Source organism: Alistipes intestinihominis, from assembly GCF_040095975.1.
GTDB classification, from domain to species: Bacteria; Bacteroidota; Bacteroidia; order Bacteroidales; family Rikenellaceae; genus Alistipes; species Alistipes senegalensis.
This window is the reverse complement of the sequence record NZ_JBBMFL010000001.1, coordinates 156,919-169,700: the sequence shown is the minus strand read 5'-3', so window position 1 is coordinate 169,700 and position 12,782 is coordinate 156,919. Positions and strand designations below refer to the sequence as shown.

The following is a 12,782-nucleotide window of genomic DNA, read 5'->3' as shown; positions in this document are numbered from 1 at the left end:
CATCCCCGCAGAAATGAATCCCCGTCTATGAAAACCAACTCCCTTTCCGCCTGGATACTGGCCGTGAGGCCGTATAGTCTGGGCAACTCCGTGATCCTCGTCCTCGTCGGCTCGGCTCTGGCCCGCACCGACGGCTCGTTCCACTGGCTGCCGGCCCTGCTGTGCCTGCTGTTCGCCGTGCTGATGCAGTGCACGGCCAATCTGGTGAACGACCTCTGGGACTTTATGAAAGGAGCCGACAAACCCGACCGGCTGGGACCCGACCGCGCCTTCGCCAAGGGCTACATCACCCTTCCGGCCATGAAGGCCGGCATCGTTGCGTTCACCCTCGCGGCCTGCGCCGCGGGAATCGGACTGCTCGTCTGGGCCCTGCATGCCGGCGTTCTCCGCTACGGCGGCTGGGAGCTCGTCGCCGTGGGCGCCGCCTGCGTCGTCTTCGCCTGGTTCTACACCGCCGGCCCGTGGCCGCTGGCCTATCACGGCATGGGGGACATAGCGGTCATCCTCTTCTTCGGACTGATCCCCGTGGGATTCACCTACTACATCCAGACCGGAGCGTGGACCTGGGAAGTCTCGGTCGCAGCGCTGGCCTGCGGACTGGTGATCGACACGATGCTGATGGTCAACAATTTCCGCGACCGCGACGAGGACGCGCGCTGCGACAAGCGCACGGTCGTCGTCTGCCTCGGGGCCGGAGTCGGCCGCTGGGGCTATTTCGCCCTCGGGGCCGCCGCCGTCGCGCTCTGTCTCACGCTGCTGGCCGGAGGCCGCCCGTGGGCCGCGCTGCTGCCCCTCGCCTACCTCGCGGCGCACACCGCCACGTGGCGCAAGATGGTGCGCATCGACCACGGCGAAGAACTGAACGTCTGTCTGGGCGAAACGGCCCGCAACATCCTGCTGTTCGGAGCCCTGTTCACCGCCGGAATCCTGCTGGGCTGATGGCTGAGACGCAACATATCACCCTGCGCGAATTGCAGCGCCGCGTGAAAGCGGCGCTCGAGGGGCAGTTCGCCCTGCCCGTGTGGGTGAGCGCCGAAATTTCCGAAATAAAGGTCAACTACTCGGGTCACTGCTACCTCGAACTGGTCGAGAAGGGCGGCGACAACGGCGTGCCGACGGCGCAGGCCCGGGCCGTCGTATGGCGTTCGCACTACCCGCGCATCTCGGGTTACTTCGAGGCCGAAACGGGGCAGCCGCTGGCCGCGGGCATCAAGATACTGGCCAAGGTGCTGGTCTCCTACCACGAACTCTACGGCTTCTCGCTGCAAATCACCGACATCGACCCTTCGTACACGCTGGGCGACATGGAGCGGCAGCGGCAGCAGACCATCGCGCAGTTGCAGCAGGACGGAGTCTGGGAGATGAACCGCGAGGCGCCGATGCCGGCCGTCGTGCAGCGCATAGCCATCGTGTCGAGCGTCAACGCCGCGGGCTATCAGGACTTCTGTAAAGAGCTGGACAAAAGCCCCTACCGGTTTCATCTGACGCTGTTCGACGCCTTCATGCAGGGCGAAGCGGCCGAGGAATCCATCGTCGAAGCCTTGTGCGCCGTGGCCGACCGTGCGGAGGATTTCGACGCCGTGGTGCTGATCCGCGGCGGCGGGTCGAGGAGCGACCTCAACTGTTTCAACGCCTACCGCCTCTGCGCCCACGTGGCGCAGTTCCCGCTGCCCATTCTGACGGGCATCGGGCACGACAAGGACACCAGCGTCGCCGACATGGTGGCTCACACGGCGCTCAAAACTCCGACGGCGGTGGCCGGATGGCTCGTCGAACGGATGGCCGGAATCGAAGGATGGCTCGACAGCGCCGCCCTGCAACTCCACGACACGACGGCGGCGGCGATGCACGCCTCGGAGGTGCGTCTCGAACGCCTTTCGGGCGAGCTGCGACGGCTGAGCGGCGAACTTCTCACCCGGCAGTCGCTGCGGCTGGAACACCTCGCAGGGGTGCTTCCCGAAGCGGCGCGGAATTTCCTCGCGCGGCAGACGACGCGGCTGGAAAACGCTGCGGAACTGATCGCCGGGCGTTCGCCCGAACGCATCCTCCGGCTGGGATTCGCCGTGGTGCGGAGCGGCGGCAGGGCGGTGACCTCGGTCCGGGCGGTCGCGGCGGGCGAACCCATCGAGGTCGAAGTCGCCGACGGCAAGATAAGTGCAACCGTAAACGCTGAAAAGATATGGCAAAAAAAGAGCTGACCTACGCCGAGGCGATGGCCGAGATCGAAAAGATTCTCGGACGCCTGCGCAGCGAGGAGATGAACGTGGACGGCCTCGCGGCGGAGGTGAAACGCGCCACGGAGCTGATAGCCTCGTGCAAGGCGCGCCTGCGCAAGGCCGAAGCCGACGTGAACAAAGTGCTGGAATAGGATGAAAAAGCTGATCCGCTGGTCGCTGAACCACATTCCGCGCCCCGTACTGCAACGCATCGCCGGATGGGCCGTGCCCGCGGCGGGACTCCTCTACAAGGGCCGCGGGGTCGAATGCCCCGTATGCGGCGCGAAATACCGGAAATTCATGCCCTACGGCTATGTGCAGTCGCGGCCCAACGCGCTGTGCCCCAAGTGTCTGTCGCTGGAGCGCCACCGTCTGCTGTGGCTCTACCTGACGCGCGAGACCGACCTCCTGACCGCCTTTCCGCGCACGCTGCACATCGCCCCCGAGGTCTGCATCATGCGCCACCTCAAACCCCACTTCCGCCCGCATCCGGGACAATACGTCACGGCCGACCTCGAAAGCCCGCTGGCGGACATCCATTTCGACGTGCAGCAAATCCCGCTGGCCGACGATTCGGTGGACGTGGTGATCTGCAATCACATTCTGGAACACGTCGCCGACGACCGGAAGGCGCTGCGCGAACTGCACCGCATCCTCAAACCCGGCGGCTGGGGCATCGTCCTCTCGCCCGTGGACCGGGATTACGAACGGACCTACGAGGACGATTCGATCACCGACCCCGACGAGCGCACGCGCATCTTCGGGCAGTACGACCACCGGCGCATCTACGGCGCCGATTATGCCGACCGCCTGCGCGAAGCGGGCTTCGAGGCCGCGGACATCGACTACGCCGCGACCTTCACCGACGAGGAGCGCAGGCTATACGCCCTGCCCGCCGATCACATCTACGTGGTTTACAAAGTCTGACAGACGGCCGTCGAAACGGCTGTCCGACGGGAAGCGTCCGACGGCGATGCGGGGTTTGGTCTTGCCGTGGAAATCGCTCCCGCAGGTCATCAGGGCCCCTTCGGACCGGACCAGCGAGGCGAAATAAGCGGCCTGTTCGGGAGTGTGGTAGTTGTTGAAGACCTCCAGTCCCGCGGCCCCGCGGCCCAAAAGCTGTTCGGCGATCTCCTCGCGGCCCCGGAAATTCAGCCCCGGATGGGCCACGACCGGCACCCCGCCGTTGTCGCGGACCAGTTCGACGGCCCGGCGGAAATCCATATACTCCACGGGCACGAACGCCGGACGCCCCTGGGCGAAATAATCGAGATAAAAGTTGATGTAAGGCATATCGCTCCGTGCGCCGCCCTCCATATAGGGCCGCAGCGGGGGCGTATGGTATTTCGCGTCGGAAAGCATCACCTCGGCGATCAGTTCGCCCGTCGGGAGTCCTCCTCCGGCGGCCGCCAGCACCGCTTCGGCATCCACGGAGAAACCCAGTTTCAGCAGGTTATCGACCATGCCGCCGAACGACGCCATGACCTTGGCGGCGATCTCCTCCTCCAAACGCGCGAAATCCGCCGACCGCCAGTCGATGCCGTACCCCAGCAGGTGGAGGTCCGTACCCCGGTAGTTGCAGTCAATCTCGATGCCCGGAACGAATCCGATGCCCCGTTCGCAGGCCAGCCGGGCGGCTTCGCCGACGCCCCGCACCGAATTGTGATCCGTCAGCGAAAAGAGCGTCAGCTGCGCCCCGAGGCACTTGCCGACGAGTTCGGCGACGGAAAATTCCCCGTCGCTGCTGTATTCGGAATGGATGTGCAAATCGAAAGCGGCCATATCAGCAGAGGTAAAAGACGATCCCGACGAAGTGCGCCGCGACCGCGAGGTTTATCAGCAAGTGCCAGACCATGTGGTGATAGCGGAATCCCTTTTTGGCGTAGAACCAGGCCCCGAGGGTGTAGAGCAGGCCGCCCAGCGCGATCAGCACCAGCAGCGGCGTCGAGGCCCGGCGCACGAACAGCGGCAGGAAGAAGACGATCGTCCAGCCCATGACCAGATAGATGGTCAGGCTGACGGCCGGTATCGACTTGCGGGACAGCGATTTGTAGAAGATGCCGAAAAGGACCATCGCCCATTGGAGGACGGTGATGAAAACGCCCTGCCAGCCGCCGATGACCACCAGCGCGATGGGTGTGTAGCTGCCCGCGATGGCGACGTAGATGAAGATATGGTCGAGGATGTGGAAAACGTCCTTGTGCTTCGACTGCGGATTCATCGAGTGGTAGAGCGTCGAGGCGAGGAACATCAGAAAAATCGAGATCACGAAAACCGACACCGAGGCCGCCGCCAGAACCCCGTCGGGATCATGCACATAGGCCCACACGGCGGCAAAAGGAAGCACCGCGAGCGCCAAAAACGACATCACGCCGTGGGACACGGCATTGGCGACCTCCTCGCCGACGGTCGGCACGTAAATCTCCTTTTTCTTTGCCATAGCAGAACGTATCGGTTCAATGTTACAAATTTATAATTTTTTTTCATATCTTTGCGAGCATAGGCATTCGGTCAGGTAAAAATGGACTTTTCACGGTACGAAAAACTCCGCACGCTCGTTCGCGCGAACTTCTCGGAGCAAACTCAGCGCCTCGTTGACGAAGCGTTGGAGTATGCCGACGGGAAACTCGCCGGGCTGGTGCGCTACGACGGCTCGCCCCTGCTGGACCACGCCGTCGCGGTGGCTTCGATCGTGATCTCGGAAGTGGGCCTCGGCCGCAACTCCTCCGTGGCGTCCATCTTGCACGACGTTGTGCGTCTGGCCCACAAGCAGCTTCCGGCCGAGGAGTTCCTCGCCCTGAACGCCGACATCCGCAAGCGTTTCGGCGATCAGGTCATGGGCATCACCCTCGGGCTGGCCAACATCTCGGAGCTCAAACTCAAAGTGGCCAAGGAGCAGGCCGACAACTTCCGCGACCTGATCGTCAGCTACTCCGAAGACCCGCGCGTGATCCTCATCAAACTGGCCGACCGCCTCGAAGTGATGCGCTCGCTGGAGATGTTCCCGCGCGAAAAGTGGCGCAAGAAGAGCTGGGAGTCGATGAACCTCTATGCCCAGATCGCCCACAAACTGGGCCTCTACTCGATCAAGAGCGAGCTGGAAGACATCGCCCTGAAATACCTCGAACCGAAGGATTACGAACACATCGTCACGAAGCTCGAAGAGAGCGCCGAAGAGCGCCGTGCGTTCATCGCCCGCTTTCTCGTGCCGATCGAACAGCGGTTGCACCGCCTCGGCATCAAATACCATGTCAAAAGCCGCACCAAGTCGATCTTTTCGATCTGGAGCAAGATGCACAAACAGCACGTCCCGTTCGAAGGTGTCTACGACATCTTCGCCATCCGCATCATCATCGACTGCGACAAGGAGGCCGAAAAACAGCTGTGCTGGACGGCCTATTCGGTGGTGACGGACTTCTACACCCCCAATCCCAACCGCATGCGCGACTGGATCTCGATCCCCAAGTCGAACGGCTACGAGTCGCTGCACACCACCGTGTCGGCCGAAGGGCGCTGGGTCGAGGTGCAGATCCGCACCGAACGCATGGACGCCGTGGCCGAGCGCGGCATCGCAGCGCACTGGCGCTACAAGGGGGTCAACCAGGGGGCGCAGACCAGCGAAATGTGGCTGGGACACCTGCGCGAACTGATCGAGGATACGACGCACGCGCTGGCGCAGCGTTTCGACGCCAAACCCGCCTCGGGCGAAATCTTCGTCTTCACGCCCAACGGCGACCTGCGGAAACTCCCCGAGGGAGCCACGGTGCTGGATTTCGCCTTCGACATCCACACCTCGCTGGGCTCGACGTGCGTGGGCGGCAAGGTCAACAACCGTTCGGTGCCGATCCGCGAGCAGCTGCGCAACGGCGACATCGTCGAGATCCTCACCCAGAAGAACCAGACTCCGAAGTCGGACTGGCAGACCTTCGTGGTGACCTCGAAGGCCCGCAACAAGATCAAATCCTACCTCCGCGAGGAGCAGGCCAAGCATACGCGCATGGGGCGCGAGGAGCTGGAACGCAAGCTCAAGAACTGGAAATTCGCCATCACGATCGACGAGGCGGTGGCCTACCTGGCCAAATATTTCAAGCTGCGCCTCGGGACGGAGGTCTACGCCCTGATCGCCACCCAGAAGCTCGATTTCGGGTCGATCAAGGAGATTCTGGCCCGCCACCTCTCGGGGGAGGCCGAGGAGGAGCGCCGCGCGGCGGCCGCCGAGGTCGAACGCCAGAAGGCCGCGCTGCACAGCGCGCGGGAGAGCACCGCGCCGCAGGATGCGCTGGTGATCGACGACGACATTTCGAAAATACAATATAAACTGGCCAAGTGCTGCAACCCGATCAAGGGCGACGACGTGTTCGGATTCGTGACGATCAATGCGGGCATCACGATCCACCGCTGCGACTGTCCCAATGCCAAGCGCATGCGCGAAAACTATCCCTACCGGGTGATCGACGCCCGCTGGCGGCAGAACGCCGAGGGGGCTTTCCGCGTGACGATCCGCATCGTGGCGGCGGACACGACGGGCATGGCCAACCACATCACCGAGGTCATCGTCCGCGACCTCAAACTGGGCATCCGCTCGATGAACTTCGCCCCGGCCGGCAACGGCTGTCTGGCGGGAGAAGTCGCGGTCGAGGTGCCCGGCGCGGGCGTCGTGGATACGCTGATCCATCAGATCATGCGCATCAAGGGCGTGCAGAGGGCCTACCGCATCAACTAATCCGTACACAACTTTTTACCCACATAAACGATAAATGAATAACAACACAATCAGCGTCGTATTCGCCGACTCGTCACACGCACACTACGCACCGCGTATCTGCGAACTGATCTATGAGTCGGCCCTGCAGCGGGGCACGGGCATCGCCAAGCGTTCGCCCGAGTACATCGCAGCGAAAATGACCGGTGGCAAGGCCGTCGTGGCGCTGGACGGTGAAAAACTGGTCGGGTTCAGCTACATCGAGTGCTGGGGTCACGGCGACTTCGTCGCCACCTCGGGACTGATCGTCGATCCGGAGTACCGGCACATGGGACTCGCGGAACAGATCAAACGACGAACGTTCGAGCTTGCCCGACGACGATTCCCGTTTGCCAAGTTATTCAGTATCACCACGTCGCTGCCCGTCATGAAGCTCAATTCGCGGATGGGCTACGTTCCCGTGACCTTCTCGGAACTCACCGAGGACGAGGAGTTCTGGCGCGGCTGCGAAGGCTGCTGCAACTACGACATCCTGCAACGCAACAACCGCCGCATGTGTCTCTGCACGGGAATGCTCTACGACCCGGCCAAGGAGCCGCCCGCGAAGCAGTCGCGCCTGGCGCCCTACCGGATGTTCCTGAGGAACAAAGTAAAGAAGTTGTTTCACCTGAAATAGTAAAAACCGAAATAAAATGGAAAAGAAGAAAGTGGTTCTGGCGTTCAGCGGAGGTCTGGACACCTCGTTTTGCGTAAAATACCTCTCCGAGGAGAAGGGGTACGACGTTTACACGGCGATCGCCAACACGGGCGGATTCTCGAAGCCCGAACTCGAAAAGATCGAACGGCGCGCCGTGGAGCTCGGCGCCGCGGCCCACGCCACGCTCGACATCGAACAGGAGTACTACGAGAAGAGCATCCGCTACATGGTCTTCGGCAACATCCTGCGCAACGGAACCTATCCCATTTCGGTGAGCTCGGAGCGAATCTTCCAGGCCATCGCCATCATCGAATACGCCAAGAAGATCGGCGCCGACGCCGTTGCCCACGGTTCGACGGGCGCGGGCAACGACCAGGTGCGCTTCGACCTGACGTTCCAGATCCTCGCCCCCGAGATCGAGATCATCACCCCGACGCGCGACATGACCCTGACGCGCGAATACGAGATCGACTACCTGCGCAAGCACGGCATCACGGCCGACTACAAGAAGATGGAGTACTCGATCAACAAGGGGCTGTGGGGCACCTCGATCGGCGGCAAGGAGACCCTCCACTCGGAGCAGACGCTTCCCGAAGAGGCTTATCCCAGCCAGATCACGGCCGAGGGCGAAGAGCGGCTGAAACTCACCTTCGAACAGGGCGAGCTGGCGGCGGTCAACGGCAAACCCTATGCGGATAAAGTCGAGGCCATCCGCGCCGTGGAGGCCATCGGTTCGAAATTCGGCATCGGCCGCGACATGCACATCGGCGACACGATCATCGGCATCAAGGGCCGCGTAGGGTTCGAAGCCGCAGCGCCGATGCTCATCATCGCCGCACACAAGATGCTCGAAAAACATACGCTGACCAAGTGGCAGATCTACTGGAAAGAGCAGGTGGCGACGTGGTACGGCATGTTCCTCCACGAGGCGCAGTACCTCGAACCCGTGATGCGCGACATCGAGGCGATGCTCCTTTCGTCGCAGCGCAACGTGACGGGCACCGTGGAACTGATCCTGCGTCCGCGCAACTACACGCTGGTGGGCGTCGATTCGACGTACGACCTGATGAAGACCGATTTCGGCGAATACGGCGAGGTCAACAAGGCGTGGACGGCCGACGACGTGAAGGGATTCACGAAGATCCTCGGCAACCAGATCAAAATCTTCTATAACGTCCAGAAACGCAACGGGAAATGATCCGGGCCGGCATCATCGGGGGCGCCGGGTACACCGCCGGCGAACTGATCCGCCTGCTGACGAACCATCCGCAGACGGAGATCGTATTCGTCCACAGCACGTCGAACGCAGGCAACCGCCTCGCGGACGTACACGGAGGACTGGAGGGCGACACCGACATGCGGTTCTGCGACTCGTACGACCTGGCGGCGGCCGATGTCGTGTTCCTCTGCTCGGCGCACGGGCAGAGCAAGGTATGGATGGCGGAGAATGCCGTTCCGGCAGGCGTGAAGATCATCGACCTGGCGCAGGATTTCCGCGACGAATCGGAAGGGTTCGTCTACGGACTTCCGGAACTGAACCGCGAACGCATCCGCCGCGCGGAGCGCGTGGCCAACCCGGGCTGTTTCGCCACGGCGATCCAGCTGGCGCTGCTGCCGCTGGCCGCAGCGGGACTGTTGCAGGACGAGGTGCACGTGACGGCGGTCACCGGATCGACGGGCGCGGGCGTAAAGCCCTCGGCCACGACCCATTTCAGCTGGCGGGCGTCGAACATTTCGGTCTACAAGGCTTTCACGCACCAGCACCTGATCGAGATCGGGCGCAACCTGCGGCTGCTGGAGCCGTCGTTCGACCGCGCGGTGAACTTCGTGCCGATGCGCGGGGACTTCACGCGGGGCATTCTGGCGAGCGTCTACACGGCGTGTCCGCTCGACGGCGAGGCCGTACGGAAGCTCTACGCCGGTTTCTACGCCCCGGCGGCGTTCACTCGTGTCACGGACTGCGGCGTGGACCTGAAACAGGTGGTGAACACCAACAAGGCGTTGCTGCACACGGCCGTCTACGACGGTAAAGTGCACGTCGTCTCGGCGATCGACAACCTGCTGAAAGGTGCCTCGGGGCAGGCCGTGCAGAACATGAACCTGATGTTCGGGCTCGACGAGAAGGAGGGCCTGCGACTCAAAGCAAGTGCATTTTAAGATGGAATTATTCAACGTATATTCGCTATATCCGATCGAACCCGTCCGGGGCCGGGGCTGCTTCGTCTACGACGAGGCGGGCACCGAGTACCTCGACCTCTACGGCGGCCACGCCGTGATCTCGATCGGGCATGCGCAGCCCGACTACGTACGGGCCGTGCAGGAGCAGGTCGCACGCCTCGGGTTCTATTCGAACTCGGTGGAGAACACGCTCCAACGGACACTCGCCGAAAAACTCGGGCGCATCTCGGGTTACGACGACTACCGCCTCTTCCTCTGCAACTCGGGGGCCGAGACCAATGAAAACGCCCTGAAACTGGCGTCGTTCCACACGGGCCGCAGCAAGGTGCTGGCCATCTCGAAGGCTTTCCACGGCCGCACGTCGGGAGCCGTCGCCGTGACGGACAACCCCGCGATTCAGTCGCCCTTCAACCGCACCCCCAACGTGGAGTTCACGCCGCTGAACGACCTCGAAGCCGCCCGGCAGAAACTTGCGACGCGGGAGTTCGCGGCGGTGATCGTCGAGGGCATCCAGGGCGTGTCGGGCATCCACTGCCCCACGGACGAATTTCTACGCGGGCTGCGCGAAGCGGCCACCGAAACCGGGACGCAGCTGGTGCTGGACGAAATCCAGTCGGGATACGGCCGCACGGGGCGGTTCTTCGCCCATCAGGCGGCGGGCATCCGTCCCGACCTCATCACCACGGCCAAAGGCATGGCCAACGGATTCCCGATCGGCGGCGTGCTGATCGCGCCCCATTTCGAGGCGCGTCCGGGACTGCTGGGAACCACCTTCGGAGGCAGCCACCTGGCCTGCGCGGCGGCAATCGCCGTGCTGGAGGTGATCGAACGCGACGGACTCGTGAAGAACGCCGCCGAAGTCGGCGAACACCTGCTGTCCGAACTGCACAAGATCGACGGGCTGAAAGAGGTGCGCGGACGCGGCCTGATGATCGGCATCGAGATCGACGGTTCGGGTTCGGAGCTCCGCAAGCGGCTGCTCTTCGAAAAACACATCTTCACCGGCGGGGCGGGAGCCTCGACCGTGCGGCTGCTGCCGGCGCTGTGCCTCACGCACGAAATGGCGGAGCGCTTTTTGGCGGCATTCAAAGAGGTACTCGCATAGGCGACAGCCGAAAGCCCCCGCCGAGGCGGGGATTTGGGGGTGGGTCAGATTTGCGAACGCGGCTGCAAGCCGCGACAACGACCGACCGGAACGAGACCCGGACAGAAAAACAAATTGAAACGACCGTATTATTATGGATAAATTTACCTGCGTACAAGACATAGGCGACCTGCGTCAGGCCGTCGCCGAAGCGGAGGAGATCAAGCGCGACCGCTTCCAGTTCACGGGGCTGGGGCGCAACAAGACGCTGCTGATGCTCTTCTTCAATTCGAGCCTCCGCACGCGGCTCTCGACCCAGAAGGCCGCCATGAACCTCGGGATGAACGTCATGGTCCTCGATGTCAACCAGGGGGCCTGGAAGCTCGAGACCGAACGGGGCGTGGTGATGGACGGCGACAAAGCCGAACACCTGCTGGAGGCGATTCCCGTGATGGGGTCCTACTGCGACGTGATCGGCGTGCGCTCGTTCGCGCGCTTCGCGGACAAGGCCGAGGATTACGAAGAACGCGTGCTGGAGCAGTTCATCCGCTACTCGGGACGCCCGGTCTTCTCGATGGAGGCCGCGACGCGCCATCCGCTGCAAAGTTTCGCCGACCTGATCACCATCGAGGAATACAAGACCGTGGAGCGCCCGAAGGTCGTAATGACCTGGGCCCCGCACCCCAACGCCCTGCCGCAGGCCGTGCCCAACTCGTTCGCCGAGTGGATGAACGCCGCGGACTACGATTTCGTCATCACCCACCCCGAGGGGTACGAGCTCGACCCGAAATTCGTCGGCACGGCCCGGGTGGAATACGACCAGCGCAAGGCCCTCGAAGGCGCCGACTTCGTCTATGCGAAGAACTGGGCCGCCTATGCGGACCCCAACTACGGCAAGGTGCTGTCGCGCGACCGGGCGTGGACGGTGGACACCGAGAAAATGGCGCTCACGAACAACGCTTACTTCATGCACTGCCTGCCCGTCCGGCGCAACATGATCGTCACGGACGAGGTGATCGAATCGCCCCGTTCGCTGGTGATTCCCGAGGCCGCGAACCGCGAAATATCGGCCCAAGTGGTGCTCAAACGACTGTTGGAGGGGCTGAAATGATGGAACGGATCACGGTCGTAAAGATCGGCGGCAACGTCATCGACAACCCCGCGGCGCTGAAACGCTTTCTGAAAGAGTTCGCCGCGCTGGAAGGTCCGAAAATCCTGGTCCACGGCGGCGGGAAGCTGGCCACGCGGCTGGCCGAACGGCTGGAACTGAAAGTGCAGATGGTTGACGGACGCCGCATCACCGACAAAGGAACGCTGGATGTGGTGACGATGGTCTACGCGGGGCTTATCAACAAGCAGGTCGTCGCGGGGCTTCAGGCCGCAGGATGCAACGCCCTCGGACTGTCGGGAGCCGACGGAAACGCCGTCACGGCCCACCGCCGCAATCCGCATCCGGTGGACTACGGATTCGTGGGCGACATCGAGCGGGTGGATTCGGAACTGCTGCGCCGGCTGCTGGAAGGAGGCATCACGCCCGTCTTCTCGGCCATCATGCACGACGGGAAAGGGACGCTGCTCAACTGCAACGCCGACAGCGTGGCTTCGGCCGTGGCGCTGGGAGCGGCGCAGATCGCCCCGACGGACTTGGTATTCTGCTTCGAGAAAGCCGGGGTCCTGCGCGACCCGGAGGACGACACGACGCTGATCCGCGAAATCACGGCAGCGACGTACGCCCCGCTCAAGGAGGACGGAACGGTGAGCAAGGGGATGATCCCCAAGATCGAAAACGCCCTGAAAGCCATCGAGAAAGGCGTGCGGAGCGTCACGATCAAGCATTCGGACAATTTACTGAACGATACGGGAACGGTGATCCGGAATTCATAATTCAAAATTCACAATTCAGAA

Annotated in this window: 13 protein-coding genes; 11 read left to right on the top strand and 2 right to left on the bottom strand. The window is 62.7% G+C overall.

Going from position 1 to position 12,782, the window contains the following annotated elements; translation table 11 throughout:
* Positions 1–27 precede the first annotated feature (27 nt).
* The 4 genes from menA to WMO46_RS00670 are packed head-to-tail and all read left to right on the top strand — an operon-like array spanning position 28 to position 3,143.
* Complete coding sequence (gene menA / locus WMO46_RS00685) at positions 28–939, top strand: 1,4-dihydroxy-2-naphthoate octaprenyltransferase (RefSeq protein ID WP_129650860.1); 912 nt, start codon at positions 28–30, stop codon at positions 937–939.
* Positions 939–2,198, top strand: a complete 1,260-nt coding sequence (gene xseA / locus WMO46_RS00680; protein WP_349093594.1) for an exodeoxyribonuclease VII large subunit — start codon at positions 939–941, stop codon at positions 2,196–2,198. The genes menA and xseA overlap by 1 nt, the downstream gene beginning before the upstream one ends.
* Positions 2,180–2,368 carry an exodeoxyribonuclease VII small subunit gene (xseB, locus tag WMO46_RS00675; protein ID WP_019152113.1) on the top strand — a complete coding sequence of 63 codons (189 nt, stop codon included), beginning with the start codon at positions 2,180–2,182 and terminating at the stop codon, positions 2,366–2,368. Before xseA ends, xseB begins: the two co-directional genes overlap by 19 nt.
* Position 2,369: 1 nt before the next feature.
* The gene (locus tag WMO46_RS00670) at positions 2,370–3,143 is read left to right on the top strand and encodes a class I SAM-dependent methyltransferase (RefSeq protein WP_195497052.1); all 774 of its coding nucleotides are present in this window, start codon (positions 2,370–2,372) and stop codon (positions 3,141–3,143) included.
* Here WMO46_RS00670 and WMO46_RS00665 read toward each other — a convergent pair.
* On the bottom strand, positions 3,096–3,998 hold the full coding sequence (locus WMO46_RS00665) for a PHP domain-containing protein (RefSeq protein WP_278964872.1): 903 nt from the start codon (positions 3,996–3,998) through the stop codon (positions 3,096–3,098). The two genes, WMO46_RS00670 and WMO46_RS00665, sit on opposite strands and share 48 nt — an antisense overlap.
* A gap of 1 nt (position 3,999) precedes the next feature.
* Positions 4,000–4,656 (bottom strand): PAQR family membrane homeostasis protein TrhA, encoded by a 657-nt coding sequence (gene trhA / locus WMO46_RS00660; protein ID WP_278964874.1) that lies wholly within the window; start codon positions 4,654–4,656, stop codon positions 4,000–4,002.
* A gap of 81 nt (positions 4,657–4,737) precedes the next feature.
* On the opposite strand from trhA, the gene WMO46_RS00655 reads away from it, so the two are divergent.
* The 7 genes from WMO46_RS00655 to argB all read left to right on the top strand — a co-directional run bounded on the left by WMO46_RS00655 (position 4,738) and on the right by argB (position 12,761).
* Positions 4,738–6,939 (top strand): RelA/SpoT family protein, encoded by a 2,202-nt coding sequence (locus WMO46_RS00655; protein ID WP_349093593.1) that lies wholly within the window; start codon positions 4,738–4,740, stop codon positions 6,937–6,939.
* 34 nt (positions 6,940–6,973) lie between these two features.
* Positions 6,974–7,594: a GNAT family N-acetyltransferase gene (locus WMO46_RS00650; protein WP_019152108.1), complete on the top strand. Its 621-nt coding sequence runs from the start codon at positions 6,974–6,976 to the stop codon at positions 7,592–7,594.
* Positions 7,595–7,610: 16 nt separating this feature from the next.
* Complete coding sequence (argG, locus tag WMO46_RS00645) at positions 7,611–8,813, top strand: argininosuccinate synthase (protein WP_129650867.1); 1,203 nt, start codon at positions 7,611–7,613, stop codon at positions 8,811–8,813.
* The gene (argC, locus tag WMO46_RS00640; RefSeq protein ID WP_129650868.1) at positions 8,810–9,772 is read left to right on the top strand and encodes an N-acetyl-gamma-glutamyl-phosphate reductase; all 963 of its coding nucleotides are present in this window, start codon (positions 8,810–8,812) and stop codon (positions 9,770–9,772) included. The genes argG and argC overlap by 4 nt, the downstream gene beginning before the upstream one ends.
* Position 9,773: 1 nt before the next feature.
* On the top strand, positions 9,774–10,898 hold the full coding sequence (locus tag WMO46_RS00635) for an aspartate aminotransferase family protein (protein WP_349093592.1): 1,125 nt from the start codon (positions 9,774–9,776) through the stop codon (positions 10,896–10,898).
* 133 nt (positions 10,899–11,031) lie between these two features.
* The gene (locus WMO46_RS00630; RefSeq protein WP_019152104.1) at positions 11,032–11,988 is read left to right on the top strand and encodes a Rossmann-fold NAD(P)-binding domain-containing protein; all 957 of its coding nucleotides are present in this window, start codon (positions 11,032–11,034) and stop codon (positions 11,986–11,988) included.
* Positions 11,988–12,761, top strand: coding sequence for an acetylglutamate kinase (argB, locus tag WMO46_RS00625; protein ID WP_349093591.1), 774 nt, complete (start codon positions 11,988–11,990; stop codon positions 12,759–12,761). Before WMO46_RS00630 ends, argB begins: the two co-directional genes overlap by 1 nt.
* Positions 12,762–12,782: the final 21 nt, after the last annotated feature.

What these genes read in the sequence shown, in the direction of transcription:
- WMO46_RS00665 (WP_278964872.1), bottom strand. Translation starts at nt 3,998, where the DNA reads ATGGCCGCTTTCGATTTGCACATCCATTCCGAATACAGCAGCGACGGG.
- argC (WP_129650868.1), top strand. Translation starts at nt 8,810, where the DNA reads ATGATCCGGGCCGGCATCATCGGGGGCGCCGGGTACACCGCCGGCGAA.
- WMO46_RS00635 (WP_349093592.1), top strand. Translation starts at nt 9,774, where the DNA reads ATGGAATTATTCAACGTATATTCGCTATATCCGATCGAACCCGTCCGG.
- argB (WP_349093591.1), top strand. Translation starts at nt 11,988, where the DNA reads ATGGAACGGATCACGGTCGTAAAGATCGGCGGCAACGTCATCGACAAC.
- menA (WP_129650860.1), top strand. Translation starts at nt 28, where the DNA reads ATGAAAACCAACTCCCTTTCCGCCTGGATACTGGCCGTGAGGCCGTAT.
- xseB (WP_019152113.1), top strand. Translation starts at nt 2,180, where the DNA reads ATGGCAAAAAAAGAGCTGACCTACGCCGAGGCGATGGCCGAGATCGAA.
- WMO46_RS00630 (WP_019152104.1), top strand. Translation starts at nt 11,032, where the DNA reads ATGGATAAATTTACCTGCGTACAAGACATAGGCGACCTGCGTCAGGCC.
- WMO46_RS00655 (WP_349093593.1), top strand. Translation starts at nt 4,738, where the DNA reads ATGGACTTTTCACGGTACGAAAAACTCCGCACGCTCGTTCGCGCGAAC.
- xseA (WP_349093594.1), top strand. Translation starts at nt 939, where the DNA reads ATGGCTGAGACGCAACATATCACCCTGCGCGAATTGCAGCGCCGCGTG.
- trhA (WP_278964874.1), bottom strand. Translation starts at nt 4,656, where the DNA reads ATGGCAAAGAAAAAGGAGATTTACGTGCCGACCGTCGGCGAGGAGGTC.
- WMO46_RS00650 (WP_019152108.1), top strand. Translation starts at nt 6,974, where the DNA reads ATGAATAACAACACAATCAGCGTCGTATTCGCCGACTCGTCACACGCA.
- argG (WP_129650867.1), top strand. Translation starts at nt 7,611, where the DNA reads ATGGAAAAGAAGAAAGTGGTTCTGGCGTTCAGCGGAGGTCTGGACACC.
- WMO46_RS00670 (WP_195497052.1), top strand. Translation starts at nt 2,370, where the DNA reads ATGAAAAAGCTGATCCGCTGGTCGCTGAACCACATTCCGCGCCCCGTA.